This window comes from Roseateles sp. FW305-36 (assembly GCF_058787015.1).
In genome coordinates, this window is sequence record NZ_JBYSZK010000009.1 from 1 (window position 1) to 24,299 (window position 24,299).

Sequence of the window (24,299 nt, forward strand, 5' to 3'; positions counted from 1 at the left end):
CGGCGATGCTTGCGGCATCGAGCCGCAAGCACATCGCCAGCGCGGGCCGGCTAGGGAGCGGCCCGGCGCTCGGCCCGCAAAATTCAATCGCGGTCTCGATCACCGATGAGTTTCATGTCCAACTGGCGTGCCGACCTCATCGCCGGCGCCGTCGTCGCCGTGCTGCTGATCCCGCAGAGCCTGGCCTACGCCATGCTGGCCGGCCTGCCGCCGCAGGTCGGCTTGTACGCCAGCCTGTTGCCGCTGCTGGCCTATGCGGCCCTCGGTTCCAGCCCGGTGCTGGGCCTGGGCCCGGTGGCGGTGCTGGCGCTGATGATTGCCCAGACCCTGGGAGCGCTGCCGGCCGACGTCAGCGCCACCGAAGGAGCCCTGGTGCTGGCGGCCGAGGTCGGCCTGGTGCTGGGCGTGGCGGCGCTGCTGCGCCTGGACGCGCTGTCCAGCCTGCTGTCGGTGCCGGCGCTGCGCGGCTTCGAGAACGGCGCGACGCTGATGATCGCGGCCGGCCAGATGCCGGTGCTGCTGGGCAGCACGGCGGCCGGCTTCACGCTGCCGACCCTGCTCGGCGCGGTCCCGACGGGGGGCTTCGGTGTGGCCAGCGCCGTCTGGGGCGGGGTGGGCGTCGCGCTGCTGCTGCTGTCGCGCCGTGCCGGTTCGCGCATGCTGGCACGCCTGGCGCCGCTGCTGCTGATGGTGGCGGCCATGGCCCTGTCGGCCTTCACGCCAGCCGCGCAGGGTGTGGCCCAGGTCGGCGCCCTGCCTTCCCTGGCCTTGCCGCTGGGCCTGCCGCGCCTGGAGGCTGCGCTGTGGCTGCAGCTGTTGCCGTCGGCCGCCCTGGTGGGGCTGATGGGCTTTGTGTCCAGCCTGGCGGTGTCGGAGTCGCTGGCGCAGCGGCGCGGCGAGAAGCTGCTGCCGGCCGCTGAGCTGCGTGGCCTGGCGGCGGCCAACCTGGTCGCCTCCGTCAGCGGCGGCATGCCGGTGGCGGGCAGCTTCTCGCGCAGCATCCTGCTGCACGAGGCCGGCTCGGCCAGCCGCTGGAGCCTGGTCTTCGTCGCCGCCTTCATGTTCATCGCCATGCTGCTGCTGGCCGAGCCGCTGGCCCATCTGCCCAAGCCGGTGCTGGCGGCGACCATCGTCGTCGCCGTGCTGGGCGGCTTCTCGCTGCAGCCCTATCGCGAGGTCTGGCGCTATGCGCGGGCCGAGGGCCTGCTGATGGTGGCGGTGACGCTGGCCGTGCTGTGCTGGAGCATCGCGGCGGCGCTGGCCATCGGCGTCGTCGGCTCCATCGCGCTGCTGATCCAGCGCACCGCCCAGCCCCATGTGGCCCGCATTGGCCGCGTGCCGGGGACCCAGCACTACCGCAACATCGAACGCTATGCCGTCGAGTGCCGGCCCGAGGTCGTCGGGCTGCGCATCGACGAGAGCCTGGTGTTCACGAATGCACGCGGCCTGACCGACGTCGTGCTGGCCCATGTGCGCGAGCACCGTGCCAGCGTCGGTGCGCCGCAGCGCGTGCTGATGCTGATGGCGCCGGTCAACCACATCGACGTGTCGGGGCTGGTGGCCCTGCAGGACCTGCACGCGGCGCTGCGGGCCGAGGGGCTGAGGCTGGAGTTCTCCGAGGTCAAGGGGCCGGTGCTGGACCGGCTGAAGGCCGTGGGCTGGCTGGAGCGCCATGACGTCTCCCTCTACCTCAGCCACCACGAAGGCATACAGGCGGGCGAACATGCCCTGAGGCCGAGTCTGGCTGACCACGACGCTCCAGGGCAGCTTTAACGCCGTTCTGATACCGTTTCGGTCCAATTCCCGGTCCGCGGACGCCATGAACGACAAAGAGACATTGCTCGGCATCCGCCGTGGCATCGAGAAGGAAAGCCTGCGCGCCCTGGTCGGCGGAGGCCTGGCCCTGACGCCGCATCCCACCGCCCTGGGCTCGGCCCTGACCCATCCCCACATCACGACGGACTACAGCGAGTCGCAGCTGGAGCTCATCACCGGCGTGCATGCCGGTGTCGACGAGGTCCTCTCCGAGCTTACCGAGATCCACCAGGCCGTCTACCGCGCCCTGGCCGACGAGCGCCTCTGGGTGGGCTCCATGCCCTGCGGCCTGCCGGCCGACGAGACCATCCCCATCGGTCGCTACGGCAGCAGCAATGTCGGCCGCGCCAAGAGCATCTACCGCATGGGCCTGGGGCAGCGCTATGGCCGGCGCATGCAGACCATCTCGGGCATCCACTACAACTGGTCGCTGCCCGGCGTGTCGACGGAAGGCTATTTCGGCGCCATCCGCAACTTCCGCCGCGAGGGCTGGCTGCTGCTGTATCTCTTCGGCGCCAGCCCGGCCCTGTGCGACAGCTTCGTGCACGGCCGTGACCACGGCCTGCAGCGCCTGTCGGGCCACACGCTGTATCTGCCGCATGCCACCTCGCTGCGCATGGGGCGGCTGGGCTACCAGAGCGACGCCCAGTCCAGCATCGCCGTCACCTACAACTGCCTGGAAAGCTATGCCGCCTCGCTGCAGGATGCGCTGTCCACGCCCTACCCAGCCTACGAGGCCATCGGCGTGCAGACGCCCGGCGGCGACTACAACCAGCTCTCCACCAGCCTGCTGCAGATCGAGAACGAGTTCTACAGCACCATCCGCGCCAAGCGCGTGATCCGCTCCGGCGAGCGCCCCCTGCACGCGCTGCGCGAACGCGGTGTCGAATACATCGAGGTGCGGCTGATGGACCTCGACCCCTTCGAGCCGGTCGGCATCGGTGCCGACACCATCCGCGTGCTGGACGCCTTCCTGCTGCATTGCCTGAAGAGCGACAGTCCCGACGACACGCCGGAAGAGATCGCCGCCAACAGCCGCAACCAGCACCGCGTCGCCGCCCGTGGCCGCGAGCCGGGTTTGATGCTGGAGCATTGGCGCGGCGGTGAACGGTCCTTGTCCGACTGGGCGGGCGAGATCCTCGCCGCCTGTGCGGCGCAGGCCGAGGCCCTGGATGCCGCCCACGGCGGCAACGCCTACCGGGCCGCGCTGCGCCGTGTCGCCGAGCGCCTGCAAAAGCCCGAGCTCTGTCCCTCGGCTCGCGTGCTGACCGTCATGGCCCAGGACTTCGACGACAGCTATGTCGGCTTCATCCGCCGCCAGAGCGACGCGACGCGCGCGGCCCTGCTGGCCATGCCTTTCACCGACGAGCTGCAGCGCCGCTTCGAGAAGATGGCCGCCGATTCGCTGGCCGAGCAGGCGCGCATCGAGGCGGCCGACACGCTGGACTTCGAGGAGTTCCGGCGCTTCTATGTGGCGCCGGAGCGCATGGCGGTCTAGATCACGGGTTCCGTCGTCGCGTAGACCGAGGGGCTGAAGCGCAGCCGGTCGTCTTCGGCGGCGCGCTGGTCGATGGCCCAGCGGGTCAGATCCTCGGCCGGCATGGGGCGGGCGAACAGAAAGCCCTGCAGCTTGTCGCAGCGCTTGCCACGCAGCACCTCGGCCTGGCCTTCGGTCTCGACGCCCTCGGCCACCACCTGAAGGCCCAGGGCATGGGCCAGCTCGATGACGGCGTTGACGATGGCGCGGGCGTCGGCACTCGTCTCCAGGTCCTGGATGAAGCTGCGGTCGATCTTCAACTGCGACACCGGCAGGCGGCGCAGATAGGCCAGGCTGGAATAGCCGGTGCCGAAGTCGTCGATGGACAGCGACAGGCCGAGGCCGGCCAGGCGCTGCAACGTGCGCTCGGTGGCCGAGGCGTCGTCCATGGCGACCGATTCGGTGATCTCGCAGGTCAGGTGGCGGGCGTCGACGCCATGCTGGGCCAGCGCCTCCTCGAAGCGCCGCACCAGCGCATCGGGCTGGCGCAGCTGCTGCACCGACAGGTTGATGGCCACGCGCATCAGCAAGCCGGCCTCATGCCACAACGCCACCTGGCGGCAGCATTCCCGGATGACCCAGTCGCCCAGCGGCATGATGAGGCCGAAGCGCTCGGCCACCGGGATGAAGACGCCCGGGCTGATGGCGCCGCGCTGCGGGTGCTGCCAGCGCAGCAGCGCCTCGACGCCGGTGACCTCGCCTGCCAGCGTGGCGATCTTGGGCTGGTAATGCAGGGCCAGGCGGCCGGCACCGGGCTCGCCGGCCAGGGCGGCGCGCAGGTCGCGTGCCAGCTCGACCTGCTCGCGCACGCCGGCCTGCATATGGGCCTCGAAGAAGGCAAAGCCATTGCCGCCGGCGCGCTTGACCGACTGGGCGGCCGAATCCGCCTGCGCCACCAGGGACTCGCCTGGCGCGTCGCCGTCGTGCAGGGCGATGCCCACCGAGGCCGACAGCCGCAGCGGCGCGCTGCCGGCACCCGGCACGTCGGTCATGGGCTCGGCCAGGGCGTCCAGCAGGCGCTGGGCGATCTGCGCCAGCGTGGTCTCGCTGGCCTCGCTCTCGACGACCAGCACGAATTCATCGGCCGCCAGCCGGGCCAGGGTGTCGTGGCCCCGGGCCAGGCCCTGCAGCCGCCGCGCAGTCTCGCGCAGCACGTGGTCGCCGGCGGCCAGGCCGAAGCTGTCGTTGATGGGCTTGAAGCCGTCCAGGTTGACGGCCAGCAGCGCCAGCCGCACGCCTTCGCGCCTGCCGCGTGCGGCGGCGTGCTGCAGGCGGTCGTTCAGCAGCTGGCGGTTGGCCAGGCCGGTCAGCGGGTCGCACAGGGCCAGTTGCTGCAGTTCCGTCGTGGCGGCCTGCAGGGACTGCTGCAGCCGGTTGGTGTGGCGCTGGCTGCGAGCGTCCAGCGCCGAGGTGATGAGGGTCAGCAGCAGCAGGGCGAAGGTGGCGCCGACGACGAGGTTGCCGAGGTTGTCGCCGCGCAGCGCGTCGGCGCTGAGGCAGACCGAGCCCTCGGCGATGCCGGCGGCGGCCATGCCTGTGTAGTGCATGCCGGCCACGGCCGCGCCCATGACGAGGGCCGCGCCGAGCTGGCCCCAGCGGGCCCAGGCGCGGGGCAGCCGGCGCAGGCCGAAGAAGATGACCAGGGCGGCGGAGGCGGCGCCGGTGGCCACGGCGGCCGAGGCGGCCACCAGCGTCCAGTTCCACTGGATGCCGGGGGCCAGCACCAGGGCGGCCATGCCGGTGTAGTGCATGGCGCAGATGCCGGCACCCATGCTGACGGCGCCCAGGGCCAGGCGAGCGGGGGTCAGCGTCTCCTCGGCCGCGACGCGCAGGGCAATGGCCGACACGCCCACGGCGGCCAGCCAGCTCAACAGGGTGACGGCGGTGTCGTAGCCGACCAGAAACGGCAGCTTCAGGGCCAGCATGCCGACGAAATGCATGGCCCAGATGCCGGTGCCCATGGACAGCGAGCCGGCGATCCACCAGGTGCGCGCGACCAGTGCATCGGGCGTGCGCACGCGCTGGGCCAGGTCCAGCGCCACATAGGAGGCGAAGGCGGCGGTCAGGTAGGACAGCACCACGACCGCCGGGTCGAAGCGCAGCGCGAGAACGGCGGCGGTCATGCCTGGCAGTATGAAAGCTCAACGCAAGATTGAGCCGCCCCACCTCACGCCGGGCGTGAAGGGCTGCCGGAACTCTTCGCCCTCAAACCCGGACCGACCTCGCGCCATGGGCCGCGTGACCGACCTCGCGCCTCCAGGCGCGGACGGGCCTCTGGGCACAGGGCCGCCAGGCCCCGGCGCTCCAGCGCCGAGCAGCTCGCGCCAGCGAGATGGATGCCCCGCGACCGGCAAAAAAAGACCCGGTCAGCGAACTGCCGGGTCGTGAAGCCCTCGGGTGAGGGCGTCGTTGGGATGGAGTCACTGTAGGCGGCCGCTCGGTGCCGAGGTGGGCAATATTCACTTGCGCCTGCCGCTTTCGGCCAGTTGGGGACAGAGCTTCTCGCGTCGCTCCAAGGTCTGTCCCGCAAAATCAGCAGCTATGTCCGCCCCCCAGCACCCCGCCGCCGAATCCTTCTCCGAAGCCGAACTGGAGCGCCTGCAGGCCCTGCTGGACGCGTTGCCGGCGCCGCTGGAGCCGCTGGACGTCAGCATGCTCGACGGCTATCTCTGCGGCGTGCTGCTGCAGCCCGAGGCCGTGCCGCTGAACGCCTGGCTGCCCCCGCTGCTGGACAGCGAAGGCCGGCCAACGCCGGCGCGGCTCAACGACGAGCTGCTGGCCCTGCTGCGCCGCCGCCACAAGGAGCTCAATGTCGCCATCGCCGGCCGGCAATGGTTCGACCCCTGGATCTTCGAACTCGACGAGGTCGAGAACCCCAGCGAGACGGTGCTGCCCTGGGTGGCCGGCTTCGCCCATGCGCTGGACGCCCATCCGGCCCTGATGCGCGGGCCCGAGGAGCCGCTGCTGGAGCCGCTGGCGGCGATTTATCTGCACCTGGACCCTGACGACCTCGAGGACGCCGACGCGCTGCTGGAGGAGATCGAATCCCTGGAGCCGCCGGCCGATCTGGAAGAGGCGGTCGAGGGCCTGGTCAGCGCGGTGTTGATGCTGGCCGACGTGTCGCGGCCGCTCCGGGCGGCGCCGGGCCGTTCCCAAGGCGCCCGCGCCCCCGCGGGGGGCAGGTCGGGCGAGCCCGGCCGTGGGGGCACTAGCGATTCACCGCAGGCGCAAAAACCCGCTGGGCGTGCAGGCCCAGCCCGGTCGCGACCGAAGCAAACCGGTCGCCGCTGACGCGCGCGGCCTGCGGGAAGCCGGCGGCCATGCCGTCCACCAGCAGGCGCAGGCCCGTCGAGCCGCCGGTGAAGTAGAGGGCGTCGATCTGTGCGGGCTTCAGCCCGGCCATGGCGACGGTCTCGTGGGCGGTCGCGATGATGCGATCCAGGTCGGCGCGCAGCGCATCCACGGCGGTCTTCTCGCTCAGCGGCAGCACCAGGCCGGGCTCGACGTGGCCCAGGTCCACCGTCGTGTCCGCGCCGCCGGAGACGGCGATCTTGGCGCCTTCGGCGCGCGCGGCCAGCTCGTGGCCCAGGCGTTCCTCCAGCACCGTCATCAGCCGGGCATGCTGGCGCACGTCGTTGAACCAGCTCTTCATGCCCCGCCATTCGGCCACGCGCAGCGGCGAGTAGCAGGTGTTGATGAGGTGCCAGGTGGCGAGGTCGAAGTAGATGCCGCTGGGGACCTCGCGGCCGCTGGGCCCCGTGGCGCGGTAGCCGAACTCCTGCAGCAGGCCGGCCAGCTCGATGTGGCGGTCGAAGTCGGTGCCGGCGATGTGGACGCCGTGGCTGGCCAGGATGTCGTCGCGGCGCGCCAGGCGCTGCATGCGCTCGGGGCCGACGCGCACGATGGAGAAGTCGCTGGTGCCACCGCCGATGTCGGCCACCAGCACGACCTGCTCGCGCGTGGTCTGCTGCTCGAAGTCGAAGGCCGCCGCGATGGGCTCGTACTGGAACTGCACCTCGCGGAAGCCCACCGCGCGGGCGCAGGCCTCCAACTGGGCCTGGGCGGCTGAGTCGCGCTCGGGCTCGCCGTCGACGAAGAACACCGGCCGACCCAGCACCGCACGCTCGGGTTCGCCGGCCAGGCGGCGCAGGCGCTTCAGATAGCCCGCCACGATGTCCGCATATTTGGCACCCCGCCCCCCCCCGACATCGGTGGTCTGGTCGATCAGCGGCGAGCCCAGGATGCTCTTCATCGAGCGCATCAGCCGGCCGTCGTGGCCGTCCACGTAGGCGGCCACGGCGGCGCGCCCGAAAGCGCGCGGCGGGCCGTCGATGTCGTGCGGGCCCTCGGCGTAATAGAAGACGGCCGTGGGCATGGTGCGCTGGCCGGGCTCCAGCTCGATGAGGCGCATGCGGCCGTCGGCCTGGGGCACGGCGACGGCCGAATTCGACGTGCCGAAGTCGATGGCGCAGAAATTGAGTGAGGTGTTCATGACGTCACACCGAATCATCCCCTGGGGGCTTCACTGACGAGGGGCGCGGATTCTAGGAACACAATCGCGCGCCTGATTTGGGAGATTCAATGAAGACGCGTCATTTCGCCCCCCTGCTGCTGGTCGCCGCGCTGGTCGCCTGCGGTCAACGCTCCGAGCAGGACCTGCTCGCTGCTGCGCAAAAGCGCATGGAGCAGAAGGACGTCAACGGTGCCGTCATCGAGCTGAAGAACCTGCTGCAGCAGAGCCCCGAGAACGCCAACGGCCGCCACTTGCTGGGCAAGGCGCTGCTGGAGAGCGGTGACGTGGCCGGTGCCGAAATCGAATTGCGTCGAGCCTGGGAGCTGGGCGCGCCGCGTGACGAACTGGCGCCGCTGCTGGCGCAGACCCTGCTGCTGTCGGGCCAGTCGCGCAAGCTGATCGGCGAGTTTTCCGACCAGACCCTGGCCGATCCCAAGGCGCAGTCGACGCTGCAGCAGTATCTGGCGCTGGCCTTCCTGGCCCAGGGCAATGTCAGCGAGGCCAAGGCAGCCTCCGGGCGCGCGCTGCAGTTGCAGCCCGACTCCGAGGACGCCATCATCGTCGGCGCGCGCACCAAGCTGGCGGCCGGCTTCCCGGAGGAGGCCATCGCCGCCCTTGACCAGGTCATCCTGAAGAACCCCAAGGCCGCCAGGGCCCTGCAGCTCAAGGCCGAGGTGCTGCTGTCGCGCGGCAAGCTCGACGATGCCGAGCCGCTGCTGCGCCAGGTGCTGGCGCTGGAGCCGGGCTCCTATGACGCGCGCTCGCTGCTGCTGCGTCTGGCCTTCGGCCGTCAGAAGCTCGACGTCGCCACCAAGCTGGTCGAGGAGATGCCGCCGGAGCTGGCCAAGAAGCCCCAGGGCCGCTTCATGCAAGCTCAGCTCGCCCTGGCCAAGGGCGATGCGGCCAAGGCCAAGGAACTGTCCTTGCCGCTTCTGAAGCTGATGCCCAACTACCTGCCGCTGCTGCGCCTGGCCTCGGGCGCCCACCAGCAGCTGGGCGAGATCGCCGACGCCGAGAACCTGCTCAACCAGGCCATCAAGCTGGCGCCGGAGGATCTGGCGCTGCGCCGTCAGTTCGCGGGCCTGCAGCTGCAGCGGCGCGCCCCGGCCAAGACGCTGGAGACGCTGCGCCCCGTGTTGGAGACCGCCAAGGCCGATGCCGACACGCTGCTGCTGGCCGGCAAGGCCCAGCTGATGCAGGGCAATTTCGAGGCGGCCGACCAGGCCTTCGCCGCCGCCGCCAAGCTGCGTCCCGACGACGCCAAGACCGCCGCCGCCCTGGCCCTGTCGGCCATCGCGCGCGACAGCGCCTCCCCCGGTGGCGCCAACCGCGCCAAGGCCGATGCCGCCATCGCCCAGCTGCGCGACATCGCCGCCAAGGACAGCGGCAGCAACTACGACCTGATGCTGATCAATGCGCTGATCCGGCGCAATGAGATGCCCGCCGCCCTCGCGGCCCTGGACAAGCTGGCGCCCAAGATGCAGGGCAGCCCGGTGCCGGACGGCCTGCGCGGCCGCATCCACCTCGTTCGCAAGGACAACGCGGCGGCCCAGGCGGCCTTCGAAGCGGCGCTGAAGGCCGATGCCGGCTATCTGCCGGCCGTGCTGGGCCTGGTGGCCCTGGACATGCAGGCCAACCGCAACGACGCCGCCGTCAAGCGGCTGGAAGGCTTTGTCACCACCCAGCCGCATTCGGCCCAGGCCCGCATGGCGCTGGCCGACCTGCTGATGCAGACGCGCGCGCCGTCCGAGCGCATCACCGACGTGCTGGCCACCGGCGTGCGCGAGGAGCCGACCGAGGCCGGCCTGCGCCTGGCGCTGATCGACCAATACCTGCGCCTGGGCGAGCTCGCCAAGGCAGGCCAGGCGGCCCAGGAGGGCTCGGCCGCCCTGCCGCTGAACGTCGACCTGATGGAGCGCCTGGCCCGCACCCAGCTCGCGGCGGGCGACAAGGCCCAGGCGGCCAAGACCTATGCGCGCGTGACCGTGATGGCGCCGACGCGCGCCCAGGGCTGGCTGGGCCTGGCCCAGTTGCGCTATATCGAGCAGGACTATGCGGGGGCCGAGCGCGAGGTCAAGCGTGCGCTGGAGGCCGATTCGAGCTCCGTGGCGGCCGAGCGCCTGCTGATCCAGCTCGCCGCCCGTCAGGGGCGCTTCGACGAGGCTCTGGCGAGCCTGCGCGAACGCCAGAAGAAGCACCCGCAGGAAGCCTATGCGCTGGTCGCGGAGGCGGAAATCGAGGCCAGCCGCCAGCATCCCGACGCCGCCATCGCCGCGCTGCGCAAGGCTGTCGTCCTGCGCGACTCCGGCGACGCCCCGGCGCGCCTGTTCGCGGTGCTGATGCTGGCCAAGAAGCGCGACGAAGCGCTGGCCTTCGAGACCCAGTGGCTGGCCGCTCATCCCCAGGACCAGGCCTTCGCGGCGGCCACCGCCGACGTGCTGCTGGCCCGCGGTGAACTGGATCAGGCGCTGACCCGCTACGAAGCCTTGCTCAAGCGCGCACCCGACGCACTGCCCGTCATCAACAACGTGGCCTGGCTGCGCAGCAAGACCGGCAAGCCCGAAGCGCGTGCCCTGGCCGAGCGCGGCCTCAAGCTCAATCCCGACTACGCAGCCCTGCGCGACACCTACGCCACCGTGCTGGCCAACGAGAAGGACTACAGCAAGGCCATCAGCCTGCAGCGCCAGCTGATCAGCGACCAGCCGGACCAGCCGAGCTACAAGCTCAACCTGGCGCAGATCCTGATCCAGTCCGGCGACAAGGCGGCGGCCAAGGCCGAGCTCGAGAGCCTGGCCAAGCTGGGCAAGAAGTTCCCGCAGCAGGGCCAGGTCGAGGCGATGCTGAAGGCGCTTTAAACGGAGCCGTAGAAGCCGAAGGCCATGTCCGGCTTTCGGCCGGCGATCAGCTCGGCCATCGCGTGGCCCGAGCCGGCGCCGTGGGTCCAGCCCAGAGTGCCGTGGCCGGCGTTGATCCACAGGTTGCGGGCCTTGCGGCTGCGGCCGATGTAGGGGATGTTGGTCGGCGTGCTGGGACGCAGGCCGGTCCAGTAGTTGGGCTCTGAGGCATCGGCCACGCCGGGGAAGAGCTCCTCGTAGCGCCTGACCAGGGCCGCGCAGCGCACCTTGGCCGTCGGCGAATCGAGATTGAGGTCGAAGCCCGACAGCTCGGCCGTGCCGGCGATGCGGACGTGGTCGCCCAGGCGCGAGATGGCGATCTTGCGCGTGTCGTCCAGCAGGCTGACGACGCTGGCGGCCTCGGGCTTCTTCAGGCGCAGCGTGGCCGAGTAGCCCTTGGCGGGATAGATGTTGAGGTGCTCACCCAGCGGTTTCACCAGCTCGGGCGTGTAGGAGCCCATGGCCGCGACGAAGGCGTCCGCCTTCAGCATCTTGCGCTCGCCGCTGCGCGTGTGGGCGATCTGCACGGCCTCGATGCCGTCACCGCCGCGCTGCAGACCCAGGATGTCGTGCTCGTACAGGAACTGCGCGCCGCGTTCGGCGCACAGCCGGGCCAGCTTCTGCGTGAAGACCATGGCGTCGCCGCTCTCGTCGCTGGGCGTGAAGGTGCCGCCGAAGATGCGGCTGCCGAAGGCGGCCAGGGCCGGCTCGACCTTGAGCACCTCCTCGCGGCCCAGCACGCGGCGGTCGACGCCGTGGCGACGCATGATCTCGGCACCGGCCGCGCCGCTGTCGAAGTCGGCCTGGCTGGAGAAGAAGTGCAGGATGCCGCGCTCCAGGCGGTCGTACTCGATGCCGGTGCGCGCCACCAGCTCCTTCAGCGAGGCGTGCGAGTAGCGGCCCAGCTGCACCAGCTCCTCGACGTTGCGCTCGAAGGCCGCGGTCGTGCACTGCATCAGGAAGGCCAGGCCCCAGCGCCACTGGTTGGGGTCCAGGCTGGGACGGAACAGCAGCGGCGAGTCGTCGCGCAGCAGCCATTTGGCGACCTTGAACGGTGCGCCGGCATTGGCCCAGGGCTCGCAGAAGCTGACCGAGATCTGGGCGCCGTTGGCGAAGCTGGTCTCCAGCGCGGCGTCCGGCTGGCGGTCCACGACGATGACCTCATGCCCCTCGTCGAGCAGATACCAGGCGGTGGCGATACCGATGATGCCGGCGCCGAGAACGACGATCTTCATGGCGATCCTTCGAGTTCTTAGAGGGGTTGCAGGAGGAGTTGTAGACCCAGCGCGGTCATCAGCAAAGCGACCAGGGCATCGATGACCCGCCAGGTGTGGGCGCTGCGCAACCGTGGCGCCGCGGCGGCCGCGCCAAAGCCCAGCAGGCCGAACCACATGGCCGACGCGACGCCGGCGCCCAGGGCGAAGGCCGCCCGCAGTTCCGCCGGCTGACGCGCGCCCAGGCCGCCGAGCAGCACGACGGTGTCCAGGTAGACGTGGGGATTCAGATAGGTGAAGGCGAAGGCGGCCGACAGCGTGGCACCAAGGCTGGAGGCGGGGCCGGCGGCGTCCAGGCCGGCCGCCGGTCGCCACGCACGGCGGGCCGCGAGCAGCGCATAGCCGAGCAGGAAGGCGGCGCCACCGAAGCGGAAGACTTCCAGCAGCAGGGGCTGGCCTTGGATGAGGGCGCCAAGGCCGAAGACCCCCAGGGCAATCAGCAGCCAGTCCGACAGCGTGCAGACCGCGACGACGGCGCCCACATGCTCGCGCTTGAGTCCCTGGCGCAGCACCAGCGCGTTCTGTGCGCCGATGGCCAGGATGAGGCCGGCACCCATGGCCCAGCCCTGCGCGAAAACGGCAGGCGCGGTCGAAGAGGCCAGGGCAGCGGCGGGCATCGGCGGATTCTCGGCAGATGGCCGCGATTCAAGAAGAGTCATTCATATTATTCGCCGTACATTAGCGAAGCTTATGAACGAGTTCGATCCCGCTGCGCTCGACTGCCTGGCGGCCCTGGCCGACGAGCAGGGCTTCGAGCGCGCGGCCCAGCGTCTGTCCATCACGCAGAGCGCCGTCTCGCAGCGCTTGCGCGCGCTGGAGACCCAGGTGGGCCAGCCGCTGGTGGTGCGATCGAGGCCGCTGCGCCTGACCGAAGCCGGCAAGGTGCTGTTGCGCTTCGCCCGGCAGCTGCAGGCCTTGCGGGTGGACGTGGCGCGGGAGCTGGGCGAGCGCGTCGCGCCGCAATCGCGCCTGGCCATCGCCGTCAATGCCGACAGCCTGGCGACCTGGGTACCGACGGCGCTGGATGCCCTGGTGCAGCGCGGCCTGCGCGAGGGCTACGGGCTGGAACTCGTCGTCGACGACCAGGACTTCACCCACGACAGCCTGCGCCAGGGCGCGGTGCTGGGCTGCATGTCGACGGTGGCCGAGGCCTTGCAGGGCTGCCGCGTGCAGGCCCTGGGGGTGATGCGCTACGTGGCGGTGGCGAGCCCGGGCTTCCTGGCGGCGCAGCTGCAGAACGACCCCATCCAGGGCCTGCACGCCGGCAATTTCGCCGACACGCCCTTCCTCGTCTTCAACCGCAAGGACGACACCCAGGCGCAGTGGGTTTCACAGGCCTTCGGCGTGCGCGCGCCCAGGCTGCGCGAGCGCTTCGTGCCGTCCAGCGAAGCCTATGTGCGGGCCGCCGCCATGGGGTGGGGCGTGGGTGTGGCGCCCGAGATCCAGGTGCGTCCGCTGGTCGAGGCGGGGCGGCTCGTCATGCTCAGGCCCGAGATCGGCGTCGACGTGGCGCTGTACTGGCATCAATGGCAGTTGCAGGGGCGGGGGGCGCTGCTCGACCAGATCGGCGAGGCGCTGGCCGACGGCGCCAGGATCGCGCTGGCTTGATCAGCGCGTGGCCGTGGTCGGCGCCGAGGCGGCAGCGGCGGGCGCGGCGGCCTGGGCCAGCATCAGGCTGGCGCCACCCTGCTCGGGATGGATGGCCTGGGCCATCCACAAGGTGCTGGCGAGCACGGCCGCAATCAGGGCACTTGCGACCCACTTCAACAATTCTGAACTCATGCGCGAAGCCGGGGGGGCTTGGGAGGTGGCGCAGCTTAAGCGCCGAAGCTTGCGAACCTATCCTGAGCTCTAGGGAGGCGCAGAAAAGAATTGCAAAAGCGCAACGACCCCCTCGGATTGGGGGCGCCGGCCGGAAAGGCCCGTCGCTACTGGGAAAAACAGGCGTTGCAGGCGTGCGGTAATGCCAGTAGAGGCAATATTTACTCACAGATGAGGGGTTCGGTTGTCACACGAATCCCGCACACTGGGCTCACGGTGTTGATGTTGTTGTCGGCCCGTCAAGCGAGTGAGGTTGCCATGCGATTCGTTCCAGCGCTGCGTTTCTTCCGCCGTGACGTCGCCGCGCGCAGCGAGCCCGATCCGGCCGACCTCGGCACCGCTTTCGGTCTGGACGCCTGCCTCGATGGTGGTGGCATCAGCGAGTACCGCAGCCAGACGTCCAACGATTTCCTCGAATCCCAGTCGGGTCACGCCCAGCAGGAATCGCCCTTGAGCTGGCTGTCGCGCCGCACCGCCGCCTAAAGCTTCGGAATCCGGATCCGGCTCACCATCAACGAGCCCGACAGCGCGAACATCAGCACCAGCGGGTGCAGGCGAAAGCCTCCCAGCCACCACACGCCGCCCCACAGCGCCTCGCCGACGGCCCCTTGAGCCGCGGCCACCCAAAGCACCGCCACGAGCAGCATGGATGTCGGGATGGGCGTCCCCTCGAAATACGCCACCTTGTCCGAGCCGGCACTGAGCTTCTCGGCCGTCACGTTGTAGCGTGCCAGCCGGCTGACGCCGCAGGCGACGAAGAACACCAGCACGATGCGGTCGTACAGACCCTGCATGCCGCAGCCATAGGCAATGGCGGCCGGCGCGACGCCGAAGGAAATGATGTCGGCCAGCGAGTCCAGCTCGCGACCCAGGGCCGAACTCTTCTGGCGCCAGCGTGCGATGCGGCCGTCCAGCACGTCGAAGGCCAGGGCCAGCGGGATCAGCGCGCAGGCGTATTGCAGGTGATGGCGCTCGCCACTCTGCAGAAAGCTCATCACGGCGAACAGCGCCCCCATGCCGGCGCAGGCATTGCCTAGGGTGAACCAGTCGGCGAGATGGAACTCGCGGATCATCGAAAACGGCTTGGGTTTGTCCATGTGGCTTGCCTCAGCGCTGTTCGGCCGTGTCGACGTCTTCACGCTGCGACGGGCTGGCTGGCGGTCGTTTGAATGCTTTCACGATGAGATGAGGCAGCAGCAGGTGCAGCGGCATGCGAAGGTAGTGGCTGCGAACATAAAGCACAAATTCGGCAATCCGCGTTCCTGGGGCTGTGGAGCCGCGGTGGGCGCCGGTCAGGGCGCGTCGGAACAGGGGCTGCATCAGCCCGCGCAGCAGCGGCCCGGGCCGGGCCGGGCATTGCTGCAGCGCTTCGTCGGGGACGGGCGTGTGCAGGTACTGGCGGCACAGGCTCAGCCCGTAGAAGAGCGGGCGGCCCAGCGAAAGTTCGGCGGCGCGGGCGAGCAGGGCGTCCCAGAATCCAGGCCCGGTCGCATAGCGGCGCAAGAGGCTGTCGAGGTCGACCAGATCGCGCAGGCCGTGCCCCCATTCGCCTTCATGCAGCAGATGCGTCGCGCTGTGCAGGACCTGATCGGCCGGCGAAGGCACGCTGAAGCGCGGGAACTCGGCGACGGGCTGCGCCGCGGCCAGCAGCGGTGCGCTGTGGGTCTTGATGCGTGCCGTCAGGGGCAGGATGTTGTGGTGCAGGTCCAGATTGGTCTGGCGGCGCAGATGCACCATGGGTGGCAGCTCATGCATCCACTGGCGGTAGTAGCGCTCGTCATAGCTCGTCCCTGCGGCGCTGACCCAGCCGCCCAGCATCAGCGCGGCTTCGGCCTCGTCGAGCTGCTCACGCGACACCAGGATGTCGATGTCCGAGAACAGCCGCCCGGCGGCCGGCGGAAGGCTGCCGGCGACATAGGCCGCGCCCTTGAGCAGCAGCACGGGGCCGGGCAGGGCGGCCAGGTCGCGCGTCAGCAGCACCAGTTCCCAGCGGACGGCGCGTTGCTGCTCTTCGGACAAGGCGAGCAGCGCACGCATCTGGCGGCGCACCGGCAGAGGCAGCACGGGCTCGACGCCGGCTTCCCGGGCCAGCGCGCCCAGCCGGGCCAGCAGGCCGGCCGACAAGGCCTGGCGCATCAGCAGATCCCAGGTGGCGTCGTCGTGGGCGGCCATGCAGGCCGGGTCCCTCAGCGAGCGGAGCAGCGGAGTCCAGGCCGGCGTCATGACTTCAGCGCGTCCAGGGCGGCCAGTCCATCGTTGAGATCGGAATAGCCGAAATCCCAGCAGTGGCTGGTGTCGATCAGCGACGCCGTCAGCTCGAACCCCAGCCGCCCCAGCAGGCTGTAGTTGAAGGCGTGGCCCGCCAGCCTTTCGAAGGCTTGTGCCTTGGGAACAGGCGTCAGCTGGGTTGCCGAGCCGGCGCGCCAGCGCGGGAAGATCAGCTGCGTCGGGCGAGCGGGCTGCTGGCGGCCTGCCACGCTGGCGGCCGAGGGGCGCAGGTGTGAGACCGTGCCCTTGTGGGTGTCCAGCGCGGCCTCGCCCAGCACGGCCTGCGGCGCGAAGCTGCGAATCACGTCGATGGACTGGTTCTTCAAGCTGACCGGGCGGGCCAGCGGCGTGACGCTGCCGTCATGCCGGTCGATCATGGCCATTTCATCGGACAGCAGGCGCCAGCCGGACAGCATCAGCGCGGCCGTCAACGTGCTCTTGCCGGCGCCCGGGTCGCCAGGCAGCACCAGGCATTGGCCGTTCCTCTCGAGGACGGCCGCATGGAAAAGCAGATAGTGGTTGGCCTGGCTGGCCAGGCACCAGTTCATGCCCCACTCCAGCAGCGCGAAGGCGTGATCGGCCGGCAAGGGCAGAAAGGGGCTGTGCTGGTCCAGCCGGAACTCCACCTGGGCTCCCACCCAGCGGCGTATGCCCGTGACGGGGCGGACATGCACGTGGAAGTCAGCAATGCCGTTCTCGGCCTCGACTTCGAAGTCGGCGTACAGCGTCGCCAGGCCGGCCGCCACGGGGGCGCAACTGCTGTGGATGCGGTAGGCGAAAGGGCCGGTTCGCAGTGTCAGTCCGGCACGAAGCCTCCGACCCAGCTCGGCCGGCGACAGCCTGCCGATCGTCAGCATTGCTGCACCAGCAGCAGTTGTTCCAGCTGCTGCAAGGCGTCGGCGGCCATTTCCCGGTCCGCTTCCATCAGTGCCGCCAGTTCGTCCAGCGAGGCGGGAGGCTGCTCGGCGAGGCGCCTCAGCGCAGGCGCGAGCCAGGCCGCCAGACGGTGGGTGTCATTGGACAGGGCGTGGTGCACCAGGCAGTCGTCATCCCAGACCCGGATCGACAGGTCGGCCCCGTAGGTGAGCGTCCATCGCGGCATCGGCACGGGATCGGAGAGGGTCACGGCGTCGTGGGCAGAAATGAATTCGGGCGTCGCTAGGGACGCCCGAAGTGTCACACCGACGGTGCCAGTGCTCAGGAGTACAGGCTCTGGAAGTAAGCCAGGACCTGGTTGGCGTCCCATTGAACCGTCGGGTTGACCTGGTATTTGCCACCCAACGGCGCCACGGCATTGAACATCTTGATGGCCTGGGCGACGGTGATCGGGTAGTCGGTGCCGACGTTCAGCGAATTCAGGATGGTGGCCACGGTAGAGCGACCCAGCGCATAGATCATGGTGTCGTTCAGGCCGCCAGGCGTGTTCAGCACCTGCAGCATGGTGGCCTTGCCGGCGCAGCTCGGGAACGCCGGATCGCGCAAGCCGTAGCAGTTGCAGCCCGACGCTTCGCTCTTGTAGCGGAAAGCATCCATCAACGTCTGGCCGCCGCTGATAAAACCGTTGAAGGCGGTGCCCTTGTTGCCGCCAAAGCTGCAGGCTGAGTCGGGTGCACTGCCCTTCAGCGTGCCGGCCGGCCAGCTGCTGGCGTTCTTCCAGTAGCCCGGCGATTTGCCGAGGGTCTTGCAGTCGACCGCGCCGGGGCGCGGCGACGCATTACCCGACATCTGCCCCGAAATGGTGCAGTTATAGGGCTGGGTGGCCAAGGCGGGCTTGCTCAGCAGGCTGCCCAGCACGACCGGGGTCGCCGCGCCCGCCTTTGCGAATCGCCGACGAGACGCGTCGACGGTCGGCGCCTGGGGCGTCGACTGCGGGTCGTTGATCTGGCGTTCGCTCATGACAGTGGGCCTCGTGTCGATTTTTGTTGCACCAGACTAGGGAGCAACTCCCCTGGGCTTCAGGGCGGGCCGATGCTACGGGAGGGCTCGGCGGTTTGGATGGGAGTGTTTCACACAAAGCCTTTTGGGGGCCATCTGGCGCCCCCTTGATTGGGTGGGCCCGAATGGGGGACTTAGAGGGCGGCTGACGAAAAGGTGTCACAGGCCTTCAGATCACCGGCGTCCAGGCCGCGCTTGAACCAGCGCACCCGCTGGGCGCTGCTGCCGTGGGTGAAACTCTCCGGCACGACGGTGCCGCGGGAGCGCTTCTGCAGGGTGTCGTCGCCGATCTGGGCGGCGGCATTCAGTGCCTCCTCGATGTCGCCCTGCTCCAGCCAGCCCTTGCTGCGCTGCGACAAATTTGCCCAGACGCCGGCGAAGCAGTCGGCCTGCAGTTCCAGCCTGACGCTCATCGCATTCATGTCGCGCTCCGAAACGCGGCCGCGCGCGCGGTCCAGCTTCTCGGTCGTGCCCATCAGGTTCTGAAGGTGGTGGCCGACCTCGTGGGCGATCACGTAAGCCTGGGCGAAGTCGCCCGGTGCGCCGAGCCGCTGGCGCAGGATGTCGTAGAAGCCGAGATCGATATAGACCTTGCGGTCCGCAGGACAGTAGAACGGGCCGGCGGCGGCGTCGCCGGTGCCACAGCCGGTGGGCCAGCGATCACGGAAGATGACGAGCTTGGGTGGGGGGTATTGCTGGCCGGAACGCTGGAAGTAGGCGCCCCAGACGTCCTCGGTGTCCGCCAGCACCCGGCTGACGAATACGGCGCCGGGGTCCTTGGGATGGTGCTCGGCGGGGGCGCCGGACTGCACGGAAGGCGCGCCGCCACCACCGCCACCGCCGTCCAGCAGCCCCAGCACCGTCAGCGGGTTGACGCCGAATATCCAGGAGGCGAGCAAAGCGACCACGATGCCGCCCAGCCCGATATGTCTTCCGCCGATCGGCAGGCCGCCACCGCCGCCGCTGCCGCGCACGTCCTCGACGTTGTCGCTCTCGCGCTGACCATCCATCTTCATGTCGGTTCTCCTGCAGATCGGTCCATCCTACGGCCCATGCCCGCGGAAATGCAGTCTGTCGCCCGGAAGCGGCGCCGCGCCAGGCTGTCGGACAGACTGCCGTCATTCGACCGAACCGGGAGCCGCCCCCATGAAACGCCTCGCCTTCCTGATCCTGATCGCCGCCGCCTGCGGTACCGCCATGGCCGGTGGCGACAACGACTGGCATCTGCGCATCAAGAAGGAGTCCGACGGCTGGTCGGCCCATTTCAGCGGCCCGATGGACTACGGCAGCGGCAGGAACCGCATCAAGGGTTCGGGCGTCAAGGTCGAGAAGGCGCGGGCCCTGGGCGCCTTCAGCAAGCTGCGCATCGACGGGCCTTTCGACGTCAGGCTGGCCCAGGCCGGCAGCGATCAGGCCACCGTCCTGGCCGACGACAACATCGAGCCCCTGATCGAGACCGTCGTCGAGGGCGACGCCCTGGTCGTGCGCATGAAGCGCGACGCCGGCTTCACGACACGTTCGGCACCGATGGTGCGCGTCGACGCCCGCGCCCTGCAGTCCATCGCGGTCAACGGCTCGGGCGACCTCAGCGCCGAGCGCTTCAAGGCGGACAGCCTCAGCCTGAACGTCATCGGCTCCGGCGATGTGCATTTCGGCCTGGTCGAGCTCAAGGACCTGAACGTCAGCATCAGCGGCTCGGGCGATGTGCGGCTGGCGGGTCGCGCCGATCAGCAGAGCTGGTCGGTCAGCGGATCGGGCGATGTCGACGCGCGGGCCCTGGCCGGCCGGACCGCCAAGGTCGGCATCAGCGGTTCGGGCGATGTGTCGATCGGCGTCACCGAACAGCTGGACGTCCAACTGAGCGGTTCCGGCGACCTGAGCTATGCCGGCCGGCCGCAGTTGCGTCAAAGCGTCAGCGGCTCGGGCGAGATCAGCCGCAGATAGGCCCCGGCGGCCCAGAATCGGGCCGTGACCGAAGACGACCTCTGGTGGCAGGCGCTGACCGAGGGCCCGCTGCTGCTGGCCCTCTTCGACGCGGACGATCGCCTGCTGCGTGCCAACGCCGCCTACCGCCAGGCCTGGGGCCTGGACGCGCAGGCGGCGCCAGCCTGGGGCGACATGCTCGAGGCGGCGCGCGACGGCAGCTGCGGTCCCGCCGAGATGCCGGAGCGCCGCAGCCGCATGGCCCAGCGCGGCTACGAACAGGCCTGGCGCGATGGTCGGCGGCTGTGGTGGGTGGAACAACGCCTGCCGGATGGCCGCCTGGCGCTGACCGGCGTCGACATCAGCGCGCTGGCACGGCCCCGCCCCCTGACGGGCCAGTTGCTGTCGGCCCAGGCCGGCCTGGAACTGCTGCAGGCGCTGCTGGCCGACTCCCGCGCCTGGCCGCTGTCGGTGGCCGCCCTGGCGCCGACGGCCGACCCGACGGAGTTGCTGGCCCGCATCCGCGGCGAGGATGGCTGCATGCGGCTGGATGACGGACGGGTGCTGGTCATGCTGCCGTCCACCGGCCCGGCCCAGGCCGCGGCGCTGGGCGAGCGCCTCGGGGCGGTCGCGCTGACCGAGGCGGTCTGGGGCGAATCGGCCGCGGTCCTGATCGCTAGGGCTTGAGCTTCAGATCCCGGCCCTGGGCCTGGGCCGGCGCACGCAGGCCGGCGAGGCCCGCCAGCGTCGGCGCCAGGTCGGCGATCTCGACGCTTTCCTTCATCTCGCCCTGGCCGACATAGCCCGGTCCCCAGAACAGCAGGGGCACATGGGTGTCGTAGTCGTGCGGGCTGCCGTGGGTGCTGCCGCCGGGGCGGTAGCTGAAGATCCAGCCGCGCTTCAGCACGATCTGCAGCTGGGCGGCGCGGGTCGGGTCATAGGACTTGCGCATGGCCTCCAGATACGGGGTCGTCTTGTCGTTGCCCAGCAGCTGTTCCCGGGTGAAGACGGCTTCCACGCCCGGCAGCTTCAGCAGCTCGTCGCGGGCGGCGGCTTCCACGTCGGTGAACTTCAGGCCCCTGTCGGCGGCCAGCTTCTCGTTGAGCAGCAGGCCGGAGGCGGAGAAGCTCCAGGCCAGCTTGTCCACGCCGAACTTGGTGGCCAGACCTGCATTCACGGCGGCCAGTGACGGGCCGTTGGTGAAGCGGCCGGCGTCGCGGCCCTGGGTGGCGGCCCACTCGGGCGTGTCGGTGAAGCCATGGTCGGCCGTCAGCGCGAGCACGTAGTTGCCGGCGCCGACTTCCTGGTCCAGGAACTGGAAGAAGGCCTGCAGATGGCGGTCCAGGTGCAGGGTGTGGTCGTGCGACAGCCGCGACTCCGGTCCGAAGGCGTGGTTGATGTAGTCGTGGCTGGACAGGCTGACCGACAGGATGTCCTGCACGCCGCGCTGGCCCAGCTTCTCGTTCCTGACCGCGGCGCGCGCGAAGGCCAGCGTCAGTTCGTCACCGAAGGGCGAGGCCAGCAGATTGCCGTAGAAGCGCGGGCCGGGCGCGTCCATCTTGTCGCCGATGACAGCGGGCAGCTTGTTGCCGTTGCCGCTGGCGATCTGCCAGAACTGGCCGTCCGGCACCGAGCGGGCGTAGGCCGACTCAGGCAAAAGCGGGGCCCAGGTCTTCTGGAAGAAGGCGTCGGCCGGCTTGCCGGCATTGAAGTCCGTCACCCATTGCGGATGGGCCTGCATGTAGTAGGTGCTGGAGGCGAAACGGCCCGTCTCCGTCATGTACATATAGGCCGTGCCCTTGTGGCCGGCCGGCAGGATGGCGCCGCGGTCCTTGCCCGAGATGCCGATGACCTTGGACGCCGGCGAGCCCGTGCGCAGCACGTCGCCCAGGGTCTCGACCTTGAGGTTGCGCGGGCTGGTGCCGGACAGCGGCGCCGTCGGGCTGTCGATGTACTGGTAGGCCGCGTCGCCGGTGTTGTAGACGGCCTCGCCGGTCACCGGGTCGCGCCATTCGTTGCTGATGATGCCGCTGCGCTGCGGGTAGGCGCCGGACAGCATCACGGAGTGGCCGGCCGCCGTGACCGTGTGGCCGTGGCCGTAGTGGGCATTGGCGAACCAGCGCCCATGGTCCAGGAAGCGGGCAAAGCCGTCGGCGCCGAGCTGGTCGCGATAGCCGGTCACCTGGCGCATCGGCAGGCCGTCGATGACGACGAGGACGACGAGCTTGGGCTTGTTCTGCGGCGCCGCGGCAGGGGGCGGGGTCGTGCTGCAGGCGGACAGGGCAACAGCAGCGAGAGCCAGGCTCAGCAGGCGACGGCGAGTTTGAAACATGACGTTTTTGTGACAGTGAGCCCGCGAGCTTACGTCGTCACAATGTCTGGCTTGTAAAGCCATGCCAGAGACGGACGCCTTCGACCCCACCCATGCACTGGACGGCTGGCGCCCGCCCGCGCCTGCCGGATTGCCCGAACTGGCGCTGGATGCACTGCTGCGGGCCGGGTCGAAGCAAGCCCCGCCGCCGCTGATCAGCCCCGAGCCCGGAGGCTTCGATCCCACCCATCTGCTCGACGGCTGGCGGCCGCCGGCCCCGGCGCCACTGGACCTGGAATTGCGGGCCCTGCTGCGCGCCGGTTCGGCACCGGACGAGGCCAAGATGGCGCGACTGAAGGCGCGGGGCTACGAGATGCGGGATGTCGAGGACATCGAGCTGGCCGAACCGGCGCGGCGGCGCGTCGCCGTCATCGAGGCTGATGTGCAAACGTCCCCGCCTGCGCCGCTGCCGGTCGAGGCGAGCGTCGATGTACCGCTTCCCGATGAAGCCTCCTGGCCTGCCTTCACGGAGGAGGCCCAGGTCGTGGAGGCCGCACCCGCCGCGTCGACAGACGTCGAGGCGCCGGTGCTGGATTTCCATGTCGCTCCGCCGCCCGATCCCGATCCGCAGTCCCTCGTCGCCGATATCGAGTTGCCGCAGGTGGCCCCACCGCCGGCGGTCGTCGAGATGCCCGCGCTGGACATGGCCGCGCTCACGCCACGTTGGCCGGAACCCGACCCGCGCCTGCTGGCACATTGGCAGGCCGGGGCCTGGACGGCACTGGCGCGGCAGGTCGGCGGCGCGAGCGAGGAACTGCTGCAAACGGCCAGTGGCCCGCAGGTCGACAGCCATGCCCCGCAGTGGCTGTGCGCGATCTGGCCGCCCCAGCCGTCGGAGATGCCGTTGGGCCGCTGGCCGGAACTGGCCGCCCTGGTGGCGGCCGAGACCACTGCCGCTGCCCTGCAGCAGTTGCTTCCTGACTTGCCCGACGAAGCCAGGCTGTGGTCGGCCGACCTGGATGCCGACTGGGACCTGGTCGCCGAACTCGTGTTGGATCGCGACACCGGGCTGAGGCCGGCCCAGGCGCGGATGCTGCGCGAATTGCTGGACCTGGAGCGTGACGCACGGCGGGCCCGTTTCAGCGCCGGCTATGCGTTGCAAGGCCGGGTGGCGAGGCGGCGCGCGTGACGAGCGGGCAGGCACCTTTGCTGGAGGTGGGCGCCGGCGTCGCCCGCATCACGCTGCGCCGGCCGCGCCAGGCCAACCGGCTGGCCGTCGGGGACCTGGGCAGCTCGCGCGGCCTCATCGAGGCGGTGAATGCCGATGAGACCGTGCGCGTCCTCGTGCTGGTCGGCGAGGGCAAGCACTTCTGCAGCGGTTTCGACCTGAGCGCCCTGGGGGCCATCGATGCCGGCGCGCGCTTCGGCGAACTGGCCGATGCCCTCGAGGCGGCGCGGCCCATCACCATCGCCCGTCTGCATGGCGGCGTCTACGGCGGCGCGGCCGATCTGGCCCTGGCCTGCGATTTCCGCCTCGGCGTGCCGGCCTGCGAGATGTTCGTGCCGGCATCGCGCATCGGCCTGCATTTCTATGCCGGCGGCATGCAGCGCTTCGTCAACCGCCTGGGCCTGGCCACGGCCAAGCAGGTGCTGCTGGCGGGACGCACGCTGGACGCACCGGCCCTGCTCGGCTGCGGCTATCTGGACCAGCTGCTGCCCGATGTCGACACCCTGGACGCCGCCCTGACCGCGCTGACCGACGAGTTGCTGGGCATGGCGCCTCTCGCCCTGCTGCCGATGAAGCAGCATCTGAACGGCATCGCCGCCGGGCGGCTCGATGAAAAACGGCTCGCCGCCGACATCCTGCGCGCCCGCGATTCGGCCGATCTGGTCGAGGGCCAGGCGGCCTGGGCGGGCAAAAGACCGGCGCGATTCAAGGGGGGTTGAAAGCCCTAGGCCGGGGCTTTCGCCACATCGTGGAAAATACGGGGCCTGCGCCTCTACCCGG

22 protein-coding genes are annotated in these 24,299 nt (G+C 70.0%); 10 read left to right on the forward strand and 12 right to left on the reverse strand.

Annotation, left to right across the window (positions count from 1 at the left end):
• The first annotated feature begins 114 nt into the window (after positions 1–114).
• Complete coding sequence (locus AC3WOE_RS17160; RefSeq protein ID WP_492692127.1) at positions 115–1,773, forward strand: SulP family inorganic anion transporter; 1,659 nt, start codon at positions 115–117, stop codon at positions 1,771–1,773.
• A 46-nt stretch (positions 1,774–1,819) separates the two neighbouring features.
• Complete coding sequence (gshA, locus tag AC3WOE_RS17165) at positions 1,820–3,313, forward strand: glutamate--cysteine ligase (protein ID WP_492692128.1); 1,494 nt, start codon at positions 1,820–1,822, stop codon at positions 3,311–3,313.
• Here gshA and AC3WOE_RS17170 read toward each other — a convergent pair.
• On the reverse strand, positions 3,310–5,475 hold the full coding sequence (locus AC3WOE_RS17170; RefSeq protein ID WP_492692130.1) for a putative bifunctional diguanylate cyclase/phosphodiesterase: 2,166 nt from the start codon (positions 5,473–5,475) through the stop codon (positions 3,310–3,312). The genes gshA and AC3WOE_RS17170 overlap by 4 nt on opposite strands.
• 418 nt (positions 5,476–5,893) lie before the next feature.
• On the opposite strand from AC3WOE_RS17170, the gene AC3WOE_RS17175 reads away from it, so the two are divergent.
• The gene (locus AC3WOE_RS17175) at positions 5,894–6,643 is read left to right on the forward strand and encodes a YecA/YgfB family protein (protein WP_492692131.1); all 750 of its coding nucleotides are present in this window, start codon (positions 5,894–5,896) and stop codon (positions 6,641–6,643) included.
• On the opposite strand, the gene AC3WOE_RS17180 is transcribed toward AC3WOE_RS17175, so the two are convergent.
• Positions 6,561–7,844: an Hsp70 family protein gene (locus AC3WOE_RS17180; RefSeq protein WP_492692133.1), complete on the reverse strand. Its 1,284-nt coding sequence runs from the start codon at positions 7,842–7,844 to the stop codon at positions 6,561–6,563. The genes AC3WOE_RS17175 and AC3WOE_RS17180 overlap by 83 nt on opposite strands.
• Positions 7,845–7,933: 89 nt before the next feature.
• On the opposite strand from AC3WOE_RS17180, the gene prsT reads away from it, so the two are divergent.
• Positions 7,934–10,720, forward strand: a complete 2,787-nt coding sequence (prsT, locus tag AC3WOE_RS17185; RefSeq protein ID WP_492692135.1) for an XrtA/PEP-CTERM system TPR-repeat protein PrsT — start codon at positions 7,934–7,936, stop codon at positions 10,718–10,720.
• Here prsT and AC3WOE_RS17190 read toward each other — a convergent pair.
• Together AC3WOE_RS17190 and AC3WOE_RS17195 are read right to left on the reverse strand one after the other, a co-directional pair.
• Positions 10,717–11,994 (reverse strand): D-amino acid dehydrogenase, encoded by a 1,278-nt coding sequence (locus AC3WOE_RS17190; RefSeq protein WP_492692136.1) that lies wholly within the window; start codon positions 11,992–11,994, stop codon positions 10,717–10,719. The two genes, prsT and AC3WOE_RS17190, sit on opposite strands and share 4 nt — an antisense overlap.
• A 17-nt stretch (positions 11,995–12,011) precedes the next feature.
• Positions 12,012–12,650, reverse strand: coding sequence for a LysE/ArgO family amino acid transporter (locus tag AC3WOE_RS17195; protein ID WP_492692138.1), 639 nt, complete (start codon positions 12,648–12,650; stop codon positions 12,012–12,014).
• 73 nt (positions 12,651–12,723) lie between these two features.
• On the opposite strand from AC3WOE_RS17195, the gene AC3WOE_RS17200 reads away from it, so the two are divergent.
• Positions 12,724–13,641 (forward strand): LysR family transcriptional regulator ArgP, encoded by a 918-nt coding sequence (locus tag AC3WOE_RS17200; protein WP_492692139.1) that lies wholly within the window; start codon positions 12,724–12,726, stop codon positions 13,639–13,641.
• Here the strand turns inward: AC3WOE_RS17200 and AC3WOE_RS17205 are convergent, their stop codons facing one another.
• Positions 13,642–13,815, reverse strand: a complete 174-nt coding sequence (locus AC3WOE_RS17205; protein ID WP_492692141.1) for a hypothetical protein — start codon at positions 13,813–13,815, stop codon at positions 13,642–13,644. It lies immediately after the preceding gene.
• 297 nt (positions 13,816–14,112) lie between these two features.
• Between AC3WOE_RS17205 and AC3WOE_RS17210 the strand changes: the two genes are divergently transcribed.
• Positions 14,113–14,337 (forward strand): hypothetical protein, encoded by a 225-nt coding sequence (locus AC3WOE_RS17210; RefSeq protein ID WP_492692142.1) that lies wholly within the window; start codon positions 14,113–14,115, stop codon positions 14,335–14,337.
• Here AC3WOE_RS17210 and pssA read toward each other — a convergent pair.
• From pssA to ypfJ, 6 genes are all read right to left on the reverse strand, one after another.
• Positions 14,334–14,951, reverse strand: a complete 618-nt coding sequence (gene pssA / locus AC3WOE_RS17215) for a CDP-diacylglycerol--serine O-phosphatidyltransferase (protein WP_492692144.1) — start codon at positions 14,949–14,951, stop codon at positions 14,334–14,336. The genes AC3WOE_RS17210 and pssA overlap by 4 nt on opposite strands.
• 10 nt (positions 14,952–14,961) lie before the next feature.
• Positions 14,962–16,026, reverse strand: a complete 1,065-nt coding sequence (locus tag AC3WOE_RS17220) for a nucleotidyltransferase domain-containing protein (protein WP_492692145.1) — start codon at positions 16,024–16,026, stop codon at positions 14,962–14,964.
• 47 nt (positions 16,027–16,073) lie between these two features.
• The gene (locus AC3WOE_RS17225) at positions 16,074–16,979 is read right to left on the reverse strand and encodes an HprK-related kinase A (RefSeq protein WP_492692147.1); all 906 of its coding nucleotides are present in this window, start codon (positions 16,977–16,979) and stop codon (positions 16,074–16,076) included.
• Positions 16,973–17,248, reverse strand: a complete 276-nt coding sequence (locus AC3WOE_RS17230) for a hypothetical protein (RefSeq protein WP_492692149.1) — start codon at positions 17,246–17,248, stop codon at positions 16,973–16,975. The genes AC3WOE_RS17225 and AC3WOE_RS17230 overlap by 7 nt, the downstream gene beginning before the upstream one ends.
• A gap of 71 nt (positions 17,249–17,319) precedes the next feature.
• A complete protein-coding gene (locus AC3WOE_RS17235; RefSeq protein WP_492692150.1) occupies positions 17,320–18,018 on the reverse strand; it encodes a hypothetical protein in 699 nt (232 codons plus the stop codon).
• A gap of 173 nt (positions 18,019–18,191) precedes the next feature.
• Positions 18,192–19,073 (reverse strand): KPN_02809 family neutral zinc metallopeptidase, encoded by an 882-nt coding sequence (gene ypfJ, locus AC3WOE_RS17240; protein ID WP_492692151.1) that lies wholly within the window; start codon positions 19,071–19,073, stop codon positions 18,192–18,194.
• Positions 19,074–19,203: 130 nt separating this feature from the next.
• Here ypfJ and AC3WOE_RS17245 point away from each other — a divergent pair, with 130 nt between their 5' ends.
• Positions 19,204–20,001, forward strand: coding sequence for a head GIN domain-containing protein (locus tag AC3WOE_RS17245; RefSeq protein ID WP_492692153.1), 798 nt, complete (start codon positions 19,204–19,206; stop codon positions 19,999–20,001).
• Positions 20,002–20,025: 24 nt separating this feature from the next.
• Positions 20,026–20,667, forward strand: coding sequence for a hypothetical protein (locus tag AC3WOE_RS17250; protein ID WP_492692154.1), 642 nt, complete (start codon positions 20,026–20,028; stop codon positions 20,665–20,667).
• Here the strand turns inward: AC3WOE_RS17250 and AC3WOE_RS17255 are convergent.
• Positions 20,657–22,312: an alkaline phosphatase family protein gene (locus tag AC3WOE_RS17255; protein ID WP_492692156.1), complete on the reverse strand. Its 1,656-nt coding sequence runs from the start codon at positions 22,310–22,312 to the stop codon at positions 20,657–20,659. The two genes, AC3WOE_RS17250 and AC3WOE_RS17255, sit on opposite strands and share 11 nt — an antisense overlap.
• A 130-nt stretch (positions 22,313–22,442) precedes the next feature.
• On the opposite strand from AC3WOE_RS17255, the gene AC3WOE_RS17260 reads away from it, so the two are divergent.
• Both AC3WOE_RS17260 and AC3WOE_RS17265 read left to right on the forward strand, forming a co-directional pair.
• Complete coding sequence (locus AC3WOE_RS17260) at positions 22,443–23,480, forward strand: hypothetical protein (RefSeq protein WP_492692157.1); 1,038 nt, start codon at positions 22,443–22,445, stop codon at positions 23,478–23,480.
• Positions 23,477–24,238 carry an enoyl-CoA hydratase/isomerase family protein gene (locus AC3WOE_RS17265; protein ID WP_492692159.1) on the forward strand — a complete coding sequence of 254 codons (762 nt, stop codon included), beginning with the start codon at positions 23,477–23,479 and terminating at the stop codon, positions 24,236–24,238. The genes AC3WOE_RS17260 and AC3WOE_RS17265 overlap by 4 nt, the downstream gene beginning before the upstream one ends.
• Positions 24,239–24,299 lie beyond the last annotated feature (61 nt).

Coding starts and splice junctions, on each gene's coding strand:
- AC3WOE_RS17160 (WP_492692127.1), top strand. CDS start 115: ATGTCCAACTGGCGTGCCGACCTCATCGCCGGCGCCGTCGTCGCCGTG.
- gshA (WP_492692128.1), top strand. CDS start 1,820: ATGAACGACAAAGAGACATTGCTCGGCATCCGCCGTGGCATCGAGAAG.
- AC3WOE_RS17170 (WP_492692130.1), bottom strand. CDS start 5,475: ATGACCGCCGCCGTTCTCGCGCTGCGCTTCGACCCGGCGGTCGTGGTG.
- AC3WOE_RS17175 (WP_492692131.1), top strand. CDS start 5,894: ATGTCCGCCCCCCAGCACCCCGCCGCCGAATCCTTCTCCGAAGCCGAA.
- AC3WOE_RS17180 (WP_492692133.1), bottom strand. CDS start 7,844: ATGAACACCTCACTCAATTTCTGCGCCATCGACTTCGGCACGTCGAAT.
- prsT (WP_492692135.1), top strand. CDS start 7,934: ATGAAGACGCGTCATTTCGCCCCCCTGCTGCTGGTCGCCGCGCTGGTC.
- AC3WOE_RS17190 (WP_492692136.1), bottom strand. CDS start 11,994: ATGAAGATCGTCGTTCTCGGCGCCGGCATCATCGGTATCGCCACCGCC.
- AC3WOE_RS17195 (WP_492692138.1), bottom strand. CDS start 12,650: ATGCCCGCCGCTGCCCTGGCCTCTTCGACCGCGCCTGCCGTTTTCGCG.
- AC3WOE_RS17200 (WP_492692139.1), top strand. CDS start 12,724: ATGAACGAGTTCGATCCCGCTGCGCTCGACTGCCTGGCGGCCCTGGCC.
- AC3WOE_RS17205 (WP_492692141.1), bottom strand. CDS start 13,815: ATGAGTTCAGAATTGTTGAAGTGGGTCGCAAGTGCCCTGATTGCGGCC.
- AC3WOE_RS17210 (WP_492692142.1), top strand. CDS start 14,113: ATGCGATTCGTTCCAGCGCTGCGTTTCTTCCGCCGTGACGTCGCCGCG.
- pssA (WP_492692144.1), bottom strand. CDS start 14,951: ATGGACAAACCCAAGCCGTTTTCGATGATCCGCGAGTTCCATCTCGCC.
- AC3WOE_RS17220 (WP_492692145.1), bottom strand. CDS start 16,026: ATGGCCGCCCACGACGACGCCACCTGGGATCTGCTGATGCGCCAGGCC.
- AC3WOE_RS17225 (WP_492692147.1), bottom strand. CDS start 16,979: ATGCTGACGATCGGCAGGCTGTCGCCGGCCGAGCTGGGTCGGAGGCTT.
- AC3WOE_RS17235 (WP_492692150.1), bottom strand. CDS start 18,018: ATGAGCGAACGCCAGATCAACGACCCGCAGTCGACGCCCCAGGCGCCG.
- ypfJ (WP_492692151.1), bottom strand. CDS start 19,073: ATGAAGATGGATGGTCAGCGCGAGAGCGACAACGTCGAGGACGTGCGC.
- AC3WOE_RS17245 (WP_492692153.1), top strand. CDS start 19,204: ATGAAACGCCTCGCCTTCCTGATCCTGATCGCCGCCGCCTGCGGTACC.
- AC3WOE_RS17255 (WP_492692156.1), bottom strand. CDS start 22,312: ATGTTTCAAACTCGCCGTCGCCTGCTGAGCCTGGCTCTCGCTGCTGTT.